The 18,012-nt window shown below is 39.9% G+C and carries 15 protein-coding genes; 9 read left to right on the top strand and 6 right to left on the bottom strand.

The genetic code is table 11. The features are described from left to right. The first annotated feature begins 218 nt into the window (after positions 1-218). The 6 genes from DXN04_RS27630 (at position 219) to DXN04_RS27610 (ending at position 6,505) form a co-directional block, all read left to right on the top strand. The gene (locus DXN04_RS27630; RefSeq protein ID WP_233525703.1) at positions 219-1,232 is read left to right on the top strand and encodes a zinc-dependent alcohol dehydrogenase family protein; all 1,014 of its coding nucleotides are present in this window, start codon (positions 219-221) and stop codon (positions 1,230-1,232) included. A gap of 743 nt (positions 1,233-1,975) precedes the next feature. Further along, the gene (locus DXN04_RS34640; protein ID WP_147320080.1) at positions 1,976-2,494 is read left to right on the top strand and encodes a hypothetical protein; all 519 of its coding nucleotides are present in this window, start codon (positions 1,976-1,978) and stop codon (positions 2,492-2,494) included. 22 nt (positions 2,495-2,516) lie between these two features. Beyond that, positions 2,517-3,266 carry a hypothetical protein gene (locus DXN04_RS27620; RefSeq protein ID WP_116856657.1) on the top strand — a complete coding sequence of 250 codons (750 nt, stop codon included), beginning with the start codon at positions 2,517-2,519 and terminating at the stop codon, positions 3,264-3,266. Positions 3,267-3,275: 9 nt separating this feature from the next. Further along, positions 3,276-4,628, top strand: a complete 1,353-nt coding sequence (locus DXN04_RS35275; RefSeq protein WP_199415150.1) for an HAD-IC family P-type ATPase — start codon at positions 3,276-3,278, stop codon at positions 4,626-4,628. Positions 4,629-4,658: 30 nt separating this feature from the next. Next, a complete protein-coding gene (locus tag DXN04_RS35270; protein ID WP_199415149.1) occupies positions 4,659-5,804 on the top strand; it encodes an HAD-IC family P-type ATPase in 1,146 nt (381 codons plus the stop codon). A 239-nt stretch (positions 5,805-6,043) separates the two neighbouring features. Further along, positions 6,044-6,505, top strand: a complete 462-nt coding sequence (locus tag DXN04_RS27610) for a hypothetical protein (RefSeq protein WP_147320079.1) — start codon at positions 6,044-6,046, stop codon at positions 6,503-6,505. Positions 6,506-6,540: 35 nt separating this feature from the next. Here the strand turns inward: DXN04_RS27610 and DXN04_RS27605 are convergent, their stop codons facing one another. Together DXN04_RS27605 and DXN04_RS27600 are read right to left on the bottom strand one after the other, a co-directional pair. Next, positions 6,541-7,548 carry a hypothetical protein gene (locus tag DXN04_RS27605; protein ID WP_116856655.1) on the bottom strand — a complete coding sequence of 336 codons (1,008 nt, stop codon included), beginning with the start codon at positions 7,546-7,548 and terminating at the stop codon, positions 6,541-6,543. Then, positions 7,529-8,062, bottom strand: a complete 534-nt coding sequence (locus DXN04_RS27600; RefSeq protein WP_233525702.1) for an AAA family ATPase — start codon at positions 8,060-8,062, stop codon at positions 7,529-7,531. The genes DXN04_RS27605 and DXN04_RS27600 overlap by 20 nt, the downstream gene beginning before the upstream one ends. 504 nt (positions 8,063-8,566) lie before the next feature. On the opposite strand from DXN04_RS27600, the gene DXN04_RS27595 reads away from it, so the two are divergent. After that, positions 8,567-9,223 (top strand): BON domain-containing protein, encoded by a 657-nt coding sequence (locus DXN04_RS27595; protein WP_116856653.1) that lies wholly within the window; start codon positions 8,567-8,569, stop codon positions 9,221-9,223. 863 nt (positions 9,224-10,086) lie between these two features. Next, complete coding sequence (locus DXN04_RS27585) at positions 10,087-11,151, top strand: response regulator (protein ID WP_116856651.1); 1,065 nt, start codon at positions 10,087-10,089, stop codon at positions 11,149-11,151. Between the two features lie 282 nt (positions 11,152-11,433). Here DXN04_RS27585 and DXN04_RS27575 read toward each other — a convergent pair whose 3' ends face one another. Both DXN04_RS27575 and DXN04_RS27570 read right to left on the bottom strand, forming a co-directional pair. Next, entirely contained in the window at positions 11,434-13,707 is a 2,274-nt protein-coding gene (locus tag DXN04_RS27575) for a TonB-dependent receptor (RefSeq protein ID WP_116856649.1), read from the bottom strand. 74 nt (positions 13,708-13,781) lie between these two features. Further along, positions 13,782-14,159, bottom strand: a complete 378-nt coding sequence (locus DXN04_RS27570; RefSeq protein ID WP_147320078.1) for a hypothetical protein — start codon at positions 14,157-14,159, stop codon at positions 13,782-13,784. A 192-nt stretch (positions 14,160-14,351) separates the two neighbouring features. Between DXN04_RS27570 and DXN04_RS27565 the strand changes: the two genes are divergently transcribed. Then, complete coding sequence (locus DXN04_RS27565; RefSeq protein ID WP_199415148.1) at positions 14,352-14,975, top strand: HupE/UreJ family protein; 624 nt, start codon at positions 14,352-14,354, stop codon at positions 14,973-14,975. 82 nt (positions 14,976-15,057) lie between these two features. Here the strand turns inward: DXN04_RS27565 and DXN04_RS27560 are convergent, their stop codons facing one another. Further along, positions 15,058-16,473 carry a TlpA disulfide reductase family protein gene (locus tag DXN04_RS27560; protein ID WP_116856646.1) on the bottom strand — a complete coding sequence of 472 codons (1,416 nt, stop codon included), beginning with the start codon at positions 16,471-16,473 and terminating at the stop codon, positions 15,058-15,060. A gap of 111 nt (positions 16,474-16,584) precedes the next feature. Continuing rightward, positions 16,585-18,006: a RagB/SusD family nutrient uptake outer membrane protein gene (locus tag DXN04_RS27555; RefSeq protein WP_158569182.1), complete on the bottom strand. Its 1,422-nt coding sequence runs from the start codon at positions 18,004-18,006 to the stop codon at positions 16,585-16,587. Between the last annotated feature and the right edge of the window lie 6 nt (positions 18,007-18,012).

Below are 18,012 nucleotides of genomic sequence, written 5' to 3'. Positions count from 1 at the left end.
ATTTTATTGAGTTTGGTCATAAGCAGGATGACCAATGTTAATGTTTTTGAGCAATAGGAGTGATAACTTGTGATGCATAATCAATTATAGCAATCTGGTATAAGATAACTGTTTGCGGGTGGACTACTCCACCCGCTTATTACATTGTACTTGATTTAGAAATAGAAACTAAGTTTTACGCTGCAGGCAGATTATCTGCCTGCTTAAATTTTATGAATATGAATGACATCATTTCATCCGGCAAAATGAGAGCGATGGTACTTCATCAGGTGGGGCATCCATTGATTCCATCAAGCATTGAAATTCCTGTGCCTGCAGCAGATCAATTATTACTCAGGGTTATTGCCTGTGGTGTTTGCAGAACCGACTTGCATATAGCAGATGGGGAGTTAGCACATTCTAAATTGCCATTGGTGCCGGGCCATGAGATAATTGGTACGGTTGTAAGGGTGGGGCAGCAGGTACAGGCCTTTAAAATTGGAGATATTGTGGGTGTTCCCTGGTTGGCCTATACCTGTAAACAATGCCGGTATTGTAAACGGCACCAGGAGAATTTGTGTGAACACGCACTGTTTACAGGCTATACTATGAATGGTGGTTATGCAGAGTATACGGTAGCTTATGAGCAATATTGTTTCCCTATGCCGGCTATATATGCCAATGCAGCGGGTGCGCCATTGTTGTGTGCAGGTTTTATTGGCTACCGGTCCTGGAATAAAATCCGGGAAGACGCTGAAAATATAGGAATCTATGGTTTTGGTGCAGCTGCACATATCCTGACACAGATCGCTGCATTTAAAAAGAAAAATATATATGCATTTACCAAACGTGGTGATAGTTTGTCCCAGATGTTTGCATTGGACAATGGTGCTCATTGGGCGGGTGATGCTACCGGCCATTCACCGGTAAAGCTCGATGCGGCCATAATATTTGCTCCTGATGGGGGCCTGCTTCCTATTGCTTTACGCAATCTTGATAAAGGAGGCCAGGTGATTTGTGGGGGGATCCATATGAGTGATATTCCTCCTTTTCCATATAGTCATCTGTGGGAAGAAAGATCTATCCAGTCGGTAGCCAATTTAACACGGGATGATGGGATATCCTTATTGCAGATAGCACCACAGGTGCCGGTCCGGACCACTGTCCGTACGTACAGCCTGGAGGAAGCAAATGATGCATTAAATGATTTGAGAACCGGGAAGCTTTATGGCGCAGCAGTATTAGTTTTATAGGATTGGAAAATGAGAGATCAACTGCCGGCTGCATTTTTTTGTGATGGATATCAATATCCGCGCTGATGATTCTTAATTTTTTTTGATGGCAAAAGTGGCAACTTTATAAAAGACTAAAAGGAAATGTTATGAAACGCGCCTCTTTAGTGCTTATCGGCAGATATAACAACATTCCATAATCGGACTATTTTTAAGGATATATATCTTATTGCTTACTATATTCAAATATAACAGACGACGAGTTATATAATCTGCAATTAAGTGCGGCATTCTACAAAGAATAAGGATGGATAGCGGGTGGAATTATCCACCTGCGCATTTTAATTCATATTTATGTCTTCAGGAGAAAATAATATACGATTCTTCATAAATGCAGTGGAATGGGCGCTGAATAAAATGACCTTATAATATTGTTACCCTGTTATCTATAATAATTCAAAGCTATGAGAAAGGTAATAATTGTCTTTGATGGCATACATTATTCTAATGGAGCATTTGAATTGGCTATGAGATTGAATGAACGGGAAAGGATTTTGTTAGTCGGCATTTTTATCCCGGAAATTGATTTTTCTGAGCCATCATTCGAATTGGAAGGTCAGGGTGTTTACAGGCCGTATAATTCATATGTAGAGGAAAATAAAATTGACAATAATATCAGGATCTTTGAAAAAAATTGCACCAGGCATGGAATTGATTTCAGTGTTCACAGGCCGCCGGTACCCTATTCCGTCAAAAACCTGTGTATGGAATCAAGATTTACTGATGTGCTGATAGTCGGCATGCAAAAGTTTTACGAGCATTTGCGTTTGGGGGAACCTAACGAACACCTAAGAGATTTGCTTCATGATTCAGAATGTCCTATAGTAGTTACACCTGAAAAATTTGCTTATCCCGAAAATGTGATTCTGGCATATGATGGAAGCAGGTCATCAGTGTATGCCATCAGGATGTTTTCCTATATATTCCCTGATTTGTGTCAATGTCCGGCTACTTTGGTATATGCTGCGTCAGGAAAACAATCCGAAATGCCGGAACAAGTTTGTATTCAGGAACTCGCCAGCCGGCATTTTAGCCAACTTACTTCCTTACTGCTGCAGGTGAAAAGGGTGGATGATCTTCATGGATGGTTGCAGAATATATCTAAACCAATATTGGTTACAGGAGCATTTGGCCGGTCCGGGTTGTCCAATTTATTTAAAAAGAGTTTTAGTACTAACTATATTTCTGATTATCGGTACCCCGTATTTATTGCGCATCAATGACGATACAGTTAAAATTTCAGTCATGAAAAGAATATTGTACGTGCAGGAAGCACTGAATTTTAATCCTGATAATCTCGAATTTATTGATTTTATATATGGTCTTGCAAGTGGACGGGTGATGGCATTTTTCCTGGAGAAAGAAGATATGCCGGAGGCATCGGTTCCCATCTCTAAAGGTAATATTTGTCGGTTTAAGGATGCCTGTCATGTCCGGGGAATTCCCTATTCTATTTTCAGGAATAATGTACAACAGTTGGTTGATATTGCCCTGGAAACAAGGTACGCAGACTTATTGTTAGTAGACCTTGCTAATAAGAAGGAGCATATTCCTGCTGAATTTGCTGCACAGCTGCTTCGTAATGCTGAATGTCCGGTAATTGTCCTGCCACTCAATTTTATGGGAATAGAAGAGCTGGTGTTTACTTACGATGGGAATGCATCTTCCGTTTATGCCATTAAGCAATTTGCCTATCTGTTTCCTTACCTGGGAAACTATAAAGCCAATTTAATCTGCATCAATCCCGGGAATATCCATGAAAGGGAATGGAATATATTTCGGGAGTGGATGAATACTGTCTATACCCGGATTGTTTTTATTTATGTAGAAGCCAATGTGGAGGAAAAGCTGTTGGAAATATTGCATAAAAGAGATCATCCTTTTATAGTAATGGGGGCCTATGGAAGAAGGGCGATTTCCGGATCTTTGGTTCCCGGTCATGCCGACGCTGTGATTCAACTGACCAGTCAGGCACTTTTTATTGCTCACCTATAAAAAGGCACTATGAATGGGCCTTTGTCAGATAATTTTTACCATCTCCCTGTCGGGGAAGTATTCAAGGCATTATCTGCCAGTGCTGAAGGACTATCAAATGAAGAAGCTGTTTTACGATTAAAAAAACGCGGTAACGGTTCCTTAAAAAATAATGAGCTCGTATCCTCTCTTAACCTTTTTATCTCACAGTTTAAAAGTCCGGTCACAATACTGCTGATCATAGCCGCTTTTCTATCGATGGGGCTTAGAGACATAATAGATGCCGGGATTATTCTTTTTATCATCCTGGTTAGTTGCGTGTTAAGTTTCTGGCAGGAAAAGGGCGCTAATCATGCTGTCAGTCAGTTGTTAAAGATAGTACAGATCAAATGCAGGCTAATCAGAAATGGGAAGGAAACTGATATAGCGGCGGAAGAAGTTGTTCCCGGCGATATTATTCTTCTGAAAGCAGGGGATATTATCCCGGGTGATAGTCTCTTGTTGTCTTCAGCTGCTTTGTATACCGACGAGGCGGCATTTACAGGGGAAACATTTCCTGTAGAAAAAATTGCCGGTCAGATTGCCCCTGATGCATTGTTGTCCAGACGGAGCAACACGCTTTTCATGGGTTCGCATGTGATAAGCGGGAATGGAAAGGCAATAATTGTTATTACGGGAAAAGAGACCCGGTTTGGCAGAATATCGGAACAGCTGAAATCAAAACCACCTGAAACAGGGTTTGAAAGTGGGGTGGAACAACTTGGGTATATGCTGATGGAAATTACCCTTTTGCTGGTAATGATCATCTTTGGCATCAACATACTATTGCATCGTCCTGCGCTTGATTCCATGCTTTTTTCCCTGGCGCTGGCGGTTGGTCTTACGCCTCAGCTTTTGCCGGCTATCATCACAATCAACCTGTCTGCCGGAGCCCGGGAAATGGCCCGGAACAAAGTAATCGTCAAACGCCTTTCTTCGATTGATAACCTGGGAAGTATGAATATGTTGTGTGCTGATAAAACGGGCACTATTACAGCCGGAAAAGTGACATTAAAAGATGCCCTGGATGCTGAAGGAAATCACTCGGAAAAAGTACTGCATTATGCCTGGCTGAATGCGACCCTACAAAGGGGATATGTTAACCCGGTTGATCAGGCCATACAATCCTCTTATAAGGGAGACGCAGGCGAATATAAGGCTCAGGCTGAAATAGCCTATGATTTTTCGCGGAAAAGGCTCTCTGTCCAGGTAAGACATCAGGGAGACAACTTCGTGGTCACCAAGGGCGCTTTAAATGCAATAATTGATTTATGTAGCCAGGTGGAGTTACCGGGTGGGGGAGTCCTCCCGATGCAGGAAAGGCTGCCGCTGATCAGGGAATAATATGAAAGGCTGAGCCATGATGGATACAGGGTGCTGGGTATTGCGTGGAAAAAAGGAAGTGATGACCGTGATTTTACCAGGAATAGTGAGGTAGAAATGATATTTCTGGGGTTTATTGTTTTATTTGATCCTATCAAAGCGGATGCAAATAAAACGATCGCGGCTTTGCAAGGCTTGGGTGTCCGGCTTAAAATTATTACTGGCGACAATGCAATTATTGCTGGTAATCTGGCCAGGCAGATAGGAATAGTGGATCCGGTGATAGTTACCGGCAAGCAGATAAATGAAATGAGCAACAATGCCCTTCTGTACCAGGCCCGGCATGCAGCTATCTTTGCTGAGGTAGCACCTGACCAGAAAGAGAAAATTGTGCTTTTCCTGAAAAAGTCCGGAAACGTGGTCGGGTTCATGGGTGATGGTATAAACGATGCACCTGCCCTGCACGTTGCTGATGTAGGTATTTCTGTTGATTCAGCAGTTGATGTGGCAAAAGAAGCAGCAGATATTGTATTGCTGAACCAAAGTCTGGAAGTGTTAATTCAGGGTATTATTTCAGGCAGGAAGACATTTACCAATACTCTTAAGTATATTTTTATGGCGACAAGTGCCAACTTTGGTAATATGTTTAGTATGGCGTTTGCTTCCCTGCTATTACCATTTCTTCCCTTGCTCCCCAAACAAATCCTGCTTACAAATATGCTGGCTGATTTCCCCGAAATGACTATTGCCGGGGACCGGGTGGATGAGAGGGCGATAGCCACACCACATAAATGGAATATAAAATTCCTCCGGCGATTTATGATCGTTTTTGGGCTACTAAGTTCAGTATTTGATCTATTAACCTTCTGTATACTGTTGTTTGTGTTGAAAACGGACACCGTTACTTTCAGGACCGGATGGTTTGTAGAATCTGTTGTTTCTGCTACATTGATTGTATTGGTTATGCGAACCCGTTTGCCTTTTTTTAAAAGTTTGCCAGGCAAAGGTATGTTGTTAGCGACCGGTTTAGTACTACTGTTTGTGTTAATGCTACCTTGGTTGCCAATAGCCGGATTTTTAGGGTTTACTCCGTTACAGGTGATTTATTATGGCTACATATTTCTGATAGTAGGCATGTACGTGTTATGTGCCGAGCTGGTAAAAAGTTGGTTTTTCCGAAAGCCGGTGAATACATAAATGTTATCTTTTTATGTGACGAATGTTATTGTCAGGAGCTGGATGATTTGCTACTTTTATTGAACTGATTCAAAAGTAAGGAGTCAGCCCATTCTGTTACAGAGGTAAGATAAGCGGGTAGAGTTATCTATCCGCTTTTTTAACTGTTAGCCAAATTGACACTGATATATGGTGTTAATCAAATTGATTTATGTTTTATAATGAAACAGATAAATGCTAACCCAATAACTTCATGTAGAATGAAAAAAATTGTCTATGTGCTGAATCCATTAAATTTAAAAATCAGGAATCTTGATTTTATCAGGTTTATTTGCAGCCAGACGGATTCCAGCCTTCATGCGGTATTCCTTGATAACAATATAGTTGAAAACATTCCCGATGACATTATACAACATGCAGCAATAGATATTGAAAAAGAAGATGTATTAAAAGACCTGGAGGCATTGAAGGAAAGGGTCTGTAGTGCCAATATGCTACGATTTAAGACGGCCTGGGACCATTACGGAATACCCTGTTACATGCACAGGGTAAGTAATAGTCCAATGGAAGAAATGGTGTTGGAAAGCAGGTATGCGGATCTTGTAATGCTGGACGTTTCTTTGAGTTTTTCTAGTCGTGATGAAAGTATACCATCTGATTTTGTTAAGAAATTTTTACACAATGCAGAATGCCCGGTAATTCTTTTACCAGTGAGTTTCTAATTCTTGTTTTAAATTTCTTTTTTTCCTGATGTTCCTCATATTGTTTGGCGGAGATAATTTTCCATCAACCGGAGATACTTTACAGTTTGCAGGAGATTCTCGTTTTTTGTTCTCTCATTGTCAGTAGTACTGGCTCTAAGGCTATTGACTTTTGCCCTCACGTTGGCACGATAACTTTTGTAATATATAAACAGTTTTTGTTCTTCAGTATTTTGTATAACGGGGAATTTTTCATTGTAACAGCTAATGAACTTATCAGATAGATCCTGTCTTCCTGCAGCATCCAGGTCCATACATAAGAAAGCAATTTCATTCAAAATATCAATCTGTCTGAAAGAGTCATTGAATTCAATACAGTCAAATGGTTGGGGATCAGGTAGAAGGAAGATATTCCTGGTATGAAGATCCCCATGGCAGTCCCGGTACAGACCGCTCTGTACTCGCTGTAATAATAATGGATAATTTTTTTTGAGGAAGTGATCAGAAGCCTGCATACTATCTTCTATAATAGCAAAGTCCGCATGGCTTAGATGCCCTCTTAAAAATGAAACTTCACTGCCGATGTCATTAAATTGTTTTTGCAGGTCCTGGGGGTCTATGTCATAAATTCTAACAGTATACTTATGAAAATTCGCCATTTTCCCGGCCAGTTTCATGATGTGCTCAGTAGTAACCTGGTTGTTTTTTAATAGTACATCCATTTGCAGGTTTCCGCCTATCCTTACCATCTTTACAGCATAGTCAACTGCATCACCGTTACCCTCCCCAATGCAATAATGGTCATTATCTATTCTGACTGCCTGCACGTTTATATAGATGTTGTCGGTAAGTCTTTTATTTAGTATCACTTCCTGTTCACAGTAGTATTTCCTCTGCTCTATTGTCGAAAAGTCGAGAAAGGAGTAATGCACCGGTTTTTTAATTTTATAGGCATATGCACCAGTCATAATCACCCATGAAATATGGGTTTCTATCAGCTCAGGTGGTTCCTGTAAGTATATGCTTATATCAGTAAGTAACTGATTAATCCCGTCTTTTGTCATTTCTTAATTGAATGTATTGATAAGCAAGTTCAAGCATTTTATTAATATTTTCATTTGTTGAGCGCAATGTTAAATGGGGGTCGTTTAAGGGCTCCCATTGCGATTTAATTAAATTATAAATCTTTAAATCAGCCTCGCTATCCGTTCTTGGTTGTTTGAGTCGCTCCTGAATGAGAGATTCGTCTGCAGTCACCTCGATGAAAATTATAGAACAGCCTGGCAATGCATGGCTGACGAACCTTTGCCGAATGCTATTTAAGTAAAAGGTACCATCCAAAACAATATTTTTTCCGTGGCGGATAGATATAAGCATCCGGTTAAGCATTTCCTCATAAACCATTTCCTTTTCTTTCGGAGAATATGTCCTGGTCTGTAGTATTGTTTTCCTGATACGGTCGCTACTGGCATATTCTGCCTGAAGATGGTTTGCCAGGCGCTCAGCAAAGTAGCTTTTCCCTGATCCCGGTAGCCCTGAAATGATTATAACCATACCAGCATTTTGATGAAGGTACATAAAAACGCGCGGAGAATTTTTTGATCTTCGTCGGGGATAATTTTAGCTGTAGAATAGACATGATAAATGCTACTTTTTTAAATGATGAATGCTATTGAAGTGCTATTTGACTTAAAATATCTTTGAGATAGAAAGTAAAATGCGATCAGGTGATTGCAGTTGACTATAATCTTGTTCGGTTAACTTCAGGTATATCTAAAATTCATCAGTATATCAGTGCCTGGAAAATAGTTCGATCTGTAAGGGTATTGCCCATATTATTTGTCGTGAAGATGGACAGAATTTATAGCTCTAAAGTGCATTGCCAATATTTAAGATGATACCCCGTTTTATTAAATAATTAAATAACACTATTAATATCGACACACATTAAAAGGCGATTAATCACTACTGCCAGATATTAATAAACCTGATGACCAATGTTAAGAGTTAAAGTGAATACAACATTTAAATTACAGTAGCCAATGAAATTATATTTATTCATTCACCCTAAAACTTATAATTATGAGAAGCGATTTGCAAATACAACAGGATGTTCAGGATGAATTACAATGGGATGCTATATTAAAGGCTGCTGAGATTGGCGTGTCTGTAAAAAATGGAATTGTTACCTTAAGTGGAACTGTTGACAGTTATAGTAAGAAAATTGCAGCGGAAGAGGCTGTAAAAAGGGTAAAGGATGTAAGAGCAGTGGCAGTAGATTTGGCCGTTGTATTTCCAGGAACAATTGATCACAAGTCCGACTCATCTTTAGCCAGTGTGGCGCTTGATGCTTTGAAATGGACAAGCTTTGTTCCGGAAGAAAGAATTCATTTACAGGTGGATAATGGGAACATTACCCTTGAAGGGGAGCTGGAATGGCAATATCAAAGGGATGCAGCTTTTAATGCTGTTAAAAATCTGCAGGGAGTTCGGAGTGTAATTAATAAGCTTCGGATAAAACCAGGTCCATCTGCCCATATCATAAAAGATAACATCTGGAAGGCCCTGACCAGGGATGCCAATATTGAAGCTAAAAATATAATAGTAGAAACCAGGGATAGAACGATTGTGCTGAAAGGGAAAGTAAGATCCTGGAGTGAAAGGTCAGATGTGGAAAGAGCTGTATGGTCTACACCTGGGGTACTGGCAGTACAGGATGAATTAACCGTTTCTTTATAATTTTGCGAACCTTACCTGACATGTAATCGCGGGCATATTCTTTTGTCCGCGTTTTTTATGATTTATTTCAAAACTTATAGAAGAGGTTGTGCTTTTTCCTTCGCTTTAAATTAACCCTACCCCCTAATAAAATTAATTAGCATAATACGGGTCAGATATATTTAATCATGCGTTTTTTTAACTCATTACCGTCTTAACCCAATGAGCCCGGAATAATATACTATGAGATTTATTGCCTGGCTATCGCTTGCTCGTTTTAGAAAAGATGAAACATGTTGAAAACCGGATACTCAACGTTCTTCACCGATATGGTAACCGGTGCATTTGCACTGTCGGAAGTATTTACTGTTTTTAGAATCATTTTTGCAGCAAGGGCTATTTTTTCAATAGTTTCCCCTTATTTATTCCTCATATTTATGATTATCCATCCAGGCGGATATTTCTACCTGCTTTTTTTTATCTTTGTCCTGATTTTTCCGGCCCAAAATAGCTCAACCACGTCAAGAACACAACAGGTACTGAAACTCTGACTATGTTAGCTAACAGATATGTGATTTCTCCCATAAGACCGGTGAAAAGTACTACCAGGCTTTTTGCTTTCCAAAAGATGAAAATTTACCTCAGACGAATGCATATATGAATAAGTCTATTATATTTTAAACAGGCACATATATTCCGCTTTCTGATTTACATGCATAACCGGATTAAATCCGGAAGGTTTGGTGCATATATAGATTACGCTTTGCCCTTGACCCCTTGAGCATGTTAACGAATGAACGGAATAAATTTAGCCATGGCTTTTAAGCGCAGGATGATTATAAAGTATTGAGCACAACCGATTATTCCAGTAATACTTCTCCTTTATGCCTACAATCCTGGTAATTGAAGATAATTTAACGGTAAGAGACAACCTGGTGGAGATCCTCCGGCTGGCCGGCTATGATGTCATTGTTGCCAGTGATGGGAAACAAGGCATAATGATGGCCGATACATTGCATCCGGATTTAATTATTTGTGATTTGTCTTTGCCAATCTTCGACGGTTATGTAGTACTTCAGATTTTAAGTAAAAATGAGTCCTGTTGTCGTATCCCGTTTATATTGCTGACCGCCCGTGCAGAACGGTCGGATGTCAGGATGGGAATGAACCTTGGTGCAGACGATTACATTACAAAACCTTTTGATCCATCAGAATTGCTTAGTTCCATTGAATGCCAGTTGAAAAAGGTAGAAAGTCACCGGCATCCACGGTTAAATGGTATGAAAAATATAATATCAGAAATAGATGTTCATGATTCCAACACAGAGGACCCACTCAAAGAGTTGGTGAGAGATCGTAATATTAAGATCTTTAAGAATAAACAAATTATTTACCAAGAAGGCAATTATCCATCGTGCTTATATTATATTGTAAAAGGGAAAATAAAGACGTTTGTTGTTGATGAGGACGGAAAGGACTTGATAACGGAGTTATGTAGTGAAGGCGATTTTTTGGGGTATGCTGCCTTGCTTGAGCGAACCCGGTACGTGGATACTGCCGAAGCTATTGGCGAGGTTGAATTGGCAATCATACCCATTGAGGATTTTGAGGAAGTACTGTTAAATGATTCAGCAATGCGACAACGGATTTTTAAATTGTTGACACAAAATATAGATGAAAAGGAGGTTCAACTATTAAAAATTGCTTATGATTCCCTACGGAAGAAAACCGCTGATGCATTGCTTACAGTATATCGTAAATATAATATAACTGATTACAGGAATGTAGGCCTGAAATTCAGTCGTGGCAACCTCGCAGCTCTTGCTGGTGTCCCCAAAGAATCATTGGCACGTACACTAGCTGCATTTCGTGACGAGCGTTTAATTGAATTGCGCAGCGGAATTATTTATATCCGTGAAATGGATAGGATTTCCCAGCTTAGTAAATGAATGTCGTTTTCCCTTTTTTTCCGGTCGGGCTTAGTCTAGCTGCAATGAATTTTATCTCTAATATGTTGGAATTGAAGGAAAGGAACTGTAAATCTGCCTTATATAATGCTGACATGGTGTATAAGATTGGTAAAAATTTATCTTCCACGATACCCCGTTCTTTAATCATGGCGCTTGTACCAGCTTTACCTATTAATAAAAAAGAGGTGCATCATAAAGCGGATGCACCCCTTTATGGGGAACCAGGATAATGAGGGAAAAAAGATCCCGGGTAACTATTGCTTACCTGAAGAAATAACTTACATGCGCAAGTGCTGCAAATTTCGTCCCCGCAGTGAATGCAATACCATCAACTGCCTGTTCTCCTCTTAAGCGTGTCACCGTCTCAAATTGGGTTTCTTTCCACCTTACATTGAATATATTATTCACAGTCAACCCTACCTCAAATTTTGCTCTTGTATAGTTCAATACCAGGTCATTTACAAAATATCCTTCCGCTCTCAAACTATAATCCTCATTAGCTGGCCTATCACCTAAATAACGATACCGGAAACTTCCATTGATACCATTTTTTAACTGCCAGGTGATACCGCCCGTACTGCTCCACACAGGAGCCAGCGGGATGTAATTTTCTCCCTTAGGATCATCAACAGAGCGACCATGCGCATAGTTTACATCCGCATCTACATACAAAGAAGCAATTGGCTGAAATCTTCCTGAAAAGTCAAACCCAAGGCGACGGGTACGGCCACTGAATTCCACAGTCCCTCCATCACCTGCATAGACATATTCTTTTTGCAGGTAACTATACCATACCGCAGCATTAAACAAGAGGCTTTTTGAGAGTTTTAAAACCGTTCCCAAATCGGCTCCATATGCAGCAGGCAAGGTTTGCCCTCCTTTTTCCACTACTACTACACGCGCATCATTGGAATGAAACCCTTTACCTAATAAAAGATAGATCTGGGCTTTGTCTGTTGCCTGGTAATAGAAATTAAGCTTCGGACTAAGCACATTATTATTCGCCTTATAAACACCTACTCCATGTAGTGTAGTATCCTGCGCCAGTTTGTTGTTGTACTTGTAATAAAACTGATCGAATCTGAGTCCGGCATTTAATGAAAACCGCTCATTAAACTGAAAAGTCTCGTTCAAATACCCACCCGCACTAAATTCAGTAATATCACCCAGTTTAAACGGTTCAATTAGGGTATATCTATTAATGGTGTGAGATAGAGATGAATTTTCCGTTGCATCGAAGCGTGCATTAATCCCTGCATGGCTGCTTAATTTAATATTCCCAAGATAGCTTTCATGCAGGTAACTTCCGTTATATCCAAATAGATTACGGGCTTCTTTCTGCCTGATCTCATCTCCATTTACAGTATCTTCTAAAAAGAAAGTAAAATTTGTGAACAGATCAAATTTATACCTGGAATAATACACCTGGTTTTTAATAATGTCATGATTAGGCAAGGTAGTAAGTAATTGTACATTCACATTTGTCCGTGAGGTAACGCCACCTTCATTAGGATCAAGCTGCCCGTAAAATCCTACCTTGCCTTCATCCACCGCACTTTCCGGGATCTGGCCGGAGGCATCCCATTTGCTATAAAGCGTAGAAGCCGTTAATGTTAGCCAGTTATGCTCATTCAGCTTACCATGGTATTTGGTAAAGAAATTGAACCGTTTAAAATGTTGCGACTTATTAAAGTAACTATCACTATAGCGATATTCTGATGCCGCATACCAGGATTGATCATTTGCCTTTGCATGTTCTCCCAGCAGGTTTAACATTGCCATTGCACGGTAGGTATTATATTGTCCTCCTTCGAGTTTTACAATATTAGCAGGGATTGCATCAGCGGTATTAAAGTTGACAAATCCGGTGACCGCCAAATCTCCTTTTTCAGCATTATACATCCCTTTTTGATAAGTCGTGCTTTCAATAGTTTCGGGGATAATAAAGTGGCTGTCAGCATATCCCTGACCGTGTGCCTGCGAAACCATATTGATTGGTAAACCGTCAACACTCATATTGATATCAGTGCCATGGTCATTATCAAATCCGCGTAGAAAAATCTGTTCTGCCTTACCACCGCCCTGGTGCTGGCCAATAAATAGTCCGGGTACGATACGCAGTACTTCCTGGGAATTAGATACTCCTCTGAGCCTGATATCCATTTCACTTAACACCTTATAAGGATTACCTGTATTAGCAGTAATTACTACATCAGTAAGTTGCGTTTGCCGTGTGGCAAGGCTTACTATCTGCCCGTCCTTAAATTCATTAATCTTGTACGATTCCTTCTTATACCCAACTGCTGAAATAGTCAGTACTTTTGCTTCCTTAGAAATCGTTTTAAAAAAGAAGCGTCCATTGTCATCCGTAATGTCTGTCTGGTTACCGGGACTCAGGCACACAGTTATCCCACTGGCAGGAATATGTGTAGCACTATCAATGACTTTGCCGGAAAGGGCTTGTTGTTGTGCAGAAATAGTATTCATGACCACGATGTTCATCGTGATAAATAGTAATAACTTATAAAACCTCATTTTTAAAATTATAGGACATACAATTGCTGATGGAAACCAATGGCTCCATCAAATCCAAAATAAATATTGTATGGCTATAACCGGGGAGGAGGGTAGTCTATATCAGGATAGGATGTGGGAGTAGCACTGGCAAATAAGGCATACACCCGCTTTATAATCTGTTCGGCAGGATAATCAAGATGTATATCAATTGCAGCAGTATGCGAAAAACTTTCCAGGTCGCTCTTTTGATTATTATCCGCATTTTCCTTGCCTGTTCGCTTATCCAACTTAATAATTTCAAGTCCCACGTGGTTGCTGCCATGTGCATGATGGGCAGTTTGTAAGTGTTCCTTCTTCCAGAATGTATGGGCGATAAGATCCGCCGTTAATGGCAGGTAAGGCGAAAATATATAGAAGATATATGAAAACAACACCAAATAAGACAAATCCTGCATCAATCTCTTTTTCACAGGCGTTTCCGAATCACTGGATACCTTAACCAGTGATTCATTTAAGTCACGTAAAAAAAGAAACTGATATAGTTTTTTAGTCAAGATCGCAGATAATGTTGTTAATTAAAGCTAAATTATTAATATAACCGGATAAACGCTGTATTTTCGACGTGCAAGTTAATATTATAGCTTAATATCATGCTGCTTCAGATGAAATTTATTATTATTTTTGCACATGTGCAGCCAGGAGAGCTGATCCGGTTATTAAAATCAAATGTAGCATCTGCTTACCTGTTAGAGGGTTATCAGCATATATTGCCCTACGGCTTTGATCATATTGCTTTTATATTAGGGCTGTTACTATTAAGCCCCCGTTTAAAACCTATCTTATGGCAGGCAACAGCATTTACCATTGCCCATTCTATTACCCTGGGACTATCCATGTACCATATAATAGCCCCTCCATTGAACCTCGTAGAGCCATTGATAGCACTTTCTATCTTATATGTTGCGGTGGAAAATTTACTTTCTGCTAAGCTGACACCATTCAGAATAGGAATTGTATTTCTTTTCGGATTGATCCATGGGTTAGGATTTGCAGGCTCATTGTCGCAATTAAACTTAACTCATGAACATTTTTTTACCTGCCTGATTATGTTTAACCTGGGAGTTGAATTAGGCCAGGTGACAGTAATTTTTGCTTTCTATTTTTTCCTGGCCAGATGGTTTGCCGATAAACCATATTACAGGAACTACATAGTTAAACCGCTGTCTGTTTTAATAGGTTTGATGGCGTGTTGTTGGATAGTACAAAGAATATTCTTCCTTTTTTAGTCAGTAAAAATTTGGATACGGCTTATACTGAAATGAATCAATATAAGCCGCTTGTTATCCTGGGTTAAATAATCAGGTACTATTATCCCTTTCTCACCTGTTCAATCATTGCGGATAATTTTTCTACAGCGGCATCAGTCCCGTCTTCGAAGCCTACGATACGGAAACGAATAACCCCATTTTTATCAATAATTATTTTATTGGGAATACCTTTTATCCCGTACTGATCAGCCACAATTGATTCACTATCCAGTAATACTTTAAAGGGATATTCATTTTTTGATAGAAAATTACTGATCATATTTGAAGGGTCTTTTACCCGCTCCATGCAATCAATAAACAGAAATACGACAGATGAATCGGCGGCATACCGGTTCATAGCAGACTTCATAGCAGGAAAAGATGCTTTACATGGACCACACCAGGTTGCCCAAAAGTCGAGGATAACAATTTTACCTTTCAGGTCTTCCAAAGAGACCGTGTTTCCGTTCAGGACCCTTAGTGAAAACGATGGTGCTTTTTCATCCAGCATTTGCAAGTCAAGCCCTGCTCTTGACGTTATTTTCATGCTGTCAATCAGTGGCTGTATATAAGCATCATATCCTGATACATTTCCATTCACTTTTAGATAAGCATTTTTTAGATCCACCAGCAACTTTTCATCTCCCTTACCTTTTTTTAGTAGGCCGGATAATAAAACCATTGCTTCTTTACTTTTGTTATTTGCGAGTAATATATTGGCATATAATCTCTCCTGTTCAGCTGTTTTGTTTTCTGCCTGGCTGTAGGCATCAGAAATGACAGTGAGCGCCTGTTCATAACGTTTAAGGTGATATAGAAAATCCGCATACTTCATCAAATACCTAAGTCTGAATTCTTTAAAGTCATCACCGGACAAAGAGCTGATTATCTTTATGCCCGTTTCCATGGACGCTATTGCTGATATGGTGTCATTGTTGTTCAGGGCGAGATCAGCTATATCGATGTTAGTAGTTGCGACCAACTGGGTGTCTTTTATAGTAGCCAGCCATTTATTCGCCTGTACATAATTACGTTCTTTTGCATAGGTTACAGCAACGTGAGCCCTGGCATTTTCATACAATTCTTTGTTTTCCCCTTTGTCAGGAAAATGTTTGACCCATTTATTGTAAGTTGCCAGTACCTTACTGCTATTCCCTTCCATCTTGATTATTTTGCTGTACTCTACCGTTTGAGCGGCATTGCCGTTTGGATATTTTTGTGCGGTAGCCAGATAAATAGAATCGCTCTCGATAGGCATACCCATATAAAATAACACATTGGCAGCCTTTAAGAGCGTTTCCTCGTCTCCCTTTATTGTATAAGCTTTCACTTCCTGTAATACGGCTATCTTTCGTTGTGGGTTCTCCATATTCATTAGCGATAAACACTTATTGATAAAGAGACTGTCTGTTATATTAGTCTGTGCATGTAGTGTGATAGAAAGAAGAGAAAATACTATAAGTTGTAAAATTTTCATATTTAATAATTATAATTGTAATTGGGAACCGGCTTCCGCCCTGTGTGAGAAGGGCGGGAAGCAGTATTCCGTTTTGTTGGTTTTTGAGGAACAGTATATGAGTTGAATCAATTATGGATTATTGATAAGCCCCGAACTTTGTTGAACAATTTTTTGAGGGAAGCGGAGTACCAGTCGTTCGGGCCTGAGCGTAATTTGCGTGGAAGAACCATCCTCACTATAAATAGTATGCAGGTATGTATTACCGCTAAAAAGAGGGTCCGTTGAAAGCCGCCTCATATCAAACCACCTTGTTCCTGTTACTGCAAACTCTCTCGTTCTTTCATCCAATATAAACTTTAACAGACTTATTTTTTCTCCTGATATACTGTCAGGAACAGGGGCTGTGGCTATAGGCAGACGTTTTTTCCTTAATGTCTCTACATCTGTTTTGGCACTGGCCAGATCATTGAGTCTGCATTCACATTCTGCTCTTAATAAGTATAAATCAGGTACCAGTACTCCAAAATCAAAAGCTGAAAACCTGTTTTTTCTTAAAATCCCGCTCACAGGATATGAGTATCCTCCATACGTTTTATCGGAATAAAATTTTAATCGGAGGTCAGTCGGGTCGAATAAGGCTGAAGCAGCAGGGCTTAATACCAATTCGTCATAAATATAAGACCAGTAGCAGGTTGACTGTTTAACCAGTATATTTTCGATGTCTGCGGTCATAGGGGGAACAGATGTACCATCATATATCCCGCCGGTAGCCGTCTCCGTTTGCAGGTCATAAAGCCCGACTGCAATTGAAGAGTTGCTCATGTCATTGATAGCTGCATTCAGCCAGGTAAGGCCGTCCTGGTAATTGCCCATAAAGACATATACCTTCCCAAGAATACCTTCAGCTGCAGCTTTAGACATTCTTAACCTGGAGGTAGTCTTCGCCGGTAACTTAGGAATAGCAGCTGTCAGGTCATTTATAATGAAATCATATACTTCCTTGACTGTTGCTCTTTTGAATTCAGTTTGGGTGATATCTGCTGCAGTGATGATGGGAAACCCCAGATCGGTAGCAGAAGTGGCACTATAGGGCAACCCATAGTAGTTGATCATCAGGAAGTAGGTCCATGCCCTGCCAGCCTGTGCCTCTGCTTTCAAAGAAGCTTTCTGGCTTTCTGTTCCATCAGTGGCTGTTTCAACTTCATTGATAATCTTATTGAACTCATAAATACTTAACATCGTATTTGTGAACTCAGCGGCATCGTCGTTACTTTCGTATACCACATCATCCCAGCGAAATAACCTTTGGGTGCGATAATTGGCCTGCGAAAAGTAAGGCTCCATTCCCGCCATTTCATCTCCCATAGGTACCTGGGCATTGCTGTTAATATATATAACATAGAGGTTATTAAGCAGCTGGTCATAGTCACTCACCGAAGATGCAACCAGTGATCCTTTGGGGTCTACTTCCAGAAAATGCTTTGAACAGGAAGTAATGCCCAGCAGGAGAATAATTAGCGAAATAGTCTTTCTGTTTATAGTATAGTTCATGAGATC

The sequence above is a fragment of the Chitinophaga silvisoli genome (genome assembly GCF_003412465.1).
GTDB classification, from domain to species: domain Bacteria; phylum Bacteroidota; class Bacteroidia; order Chitinophagales; family Chitinophagaceae; genus Chitinophaga; species Chitinophaga silvisoli.
The sequence above is the reverse complement of the archived record's forward strand: the minus strand, read 5'-3'. Positions and strand labels throughout refer to the sequence as shown.

Excerpts from the sequence above, each read along its gene's own strand:
- DXN04_RS27630 (WP_233525703.1), top strand. The coding sequence starts at position 219 with ATGAATGACATCATTTCATCCGGCAAAATGAGAGCGATGGTACTTCAT.
- DXN04_RS34640 (WP_147320080.1), top strand. The coding sequence starts at position 1,976 with ATGGAATCAAGATTTACTGATGTGCTGATAGTCGGCATGCAAAAGTTT.
- DXN04_RS27620 (WP_116856657.1), top strand. The coding sequence starts at position 2,517 with ATGAAAAGAATATTGTACGTGCAGGAAGCACTGAATTTTAATCCTGAT.
- DXN04_RS35275 (WP_199415150.1), top strand. The coding sequence starts at position 3,276 with ATGAATGGGCCTTTGTCAGATAATTTTTACCATCTCCCTGTCGGGGAA.
- DXN04_RS27610 (WP_147320079.1), top strand. The coding sequence starts at position 6,044 with ATGAAAAAAATTGTCTATGTGCTGAATCCATTAAATTTAAAAATCAGG.
- DXN04_RS27605 (WP_116856655.1), bottom strand. The coding sequence starts at position 7,548 with ATGACAAAAGACGGGATTAATCAGTTACTTACTGATATAAGCATATAC.
- DXN04_RS27600 (WP_233525702.1), bottom strand. The coding sequence starts at position 8,062 with ATGTACCTTCATCAAAATGCTGGTATGGTTATAATCATTTCAGGGCTA.
- DXN04_RS27595 (WP_116856653.1), top strand. The coding sequence starts at position 8,567 with ATGAGAAGCGATTTGCAAATACAACAGGATGTTCAGGATGAATTACAA.
- DXN04_RS27585 (WP_116856651.1), top strand. The coding sequence starts at position 10,087 with ATGCCTACAATCCTGGTAATTGAAGATAATTTAACGGTAAGAGACAAC.
- DXN04_RS27575 (WP_116856649.1), bottom strand. The coding sequence starts at position 13,707 with ATGAGGTTTTATAAGTTATTACTATTTATCACGATGAACATCGTGGTC.
- DXN04_RS27565 (WP_199415148.1), top strand. The coding sequence starts at position 14,352 with ATGAAATTTATTATTATTTTTGCACATGTGCAGCCAGGAGAGCTGATC.
- DXN04_RS27560 (WP_116856646.1), bottom strand. The coding sequence starts at position 16,473 with ATGAAAATTTTACAACTTATAGTATTTTCTCTTCTTTCTATCACACTA.
- DXN04_RS27555 (WP_158569182.1), bottom strand. The coding sequence starts at position 18,006 with ATGAACTATACTATAAACAGAAAGACTATTTCGCTAATTATTCTCCTG.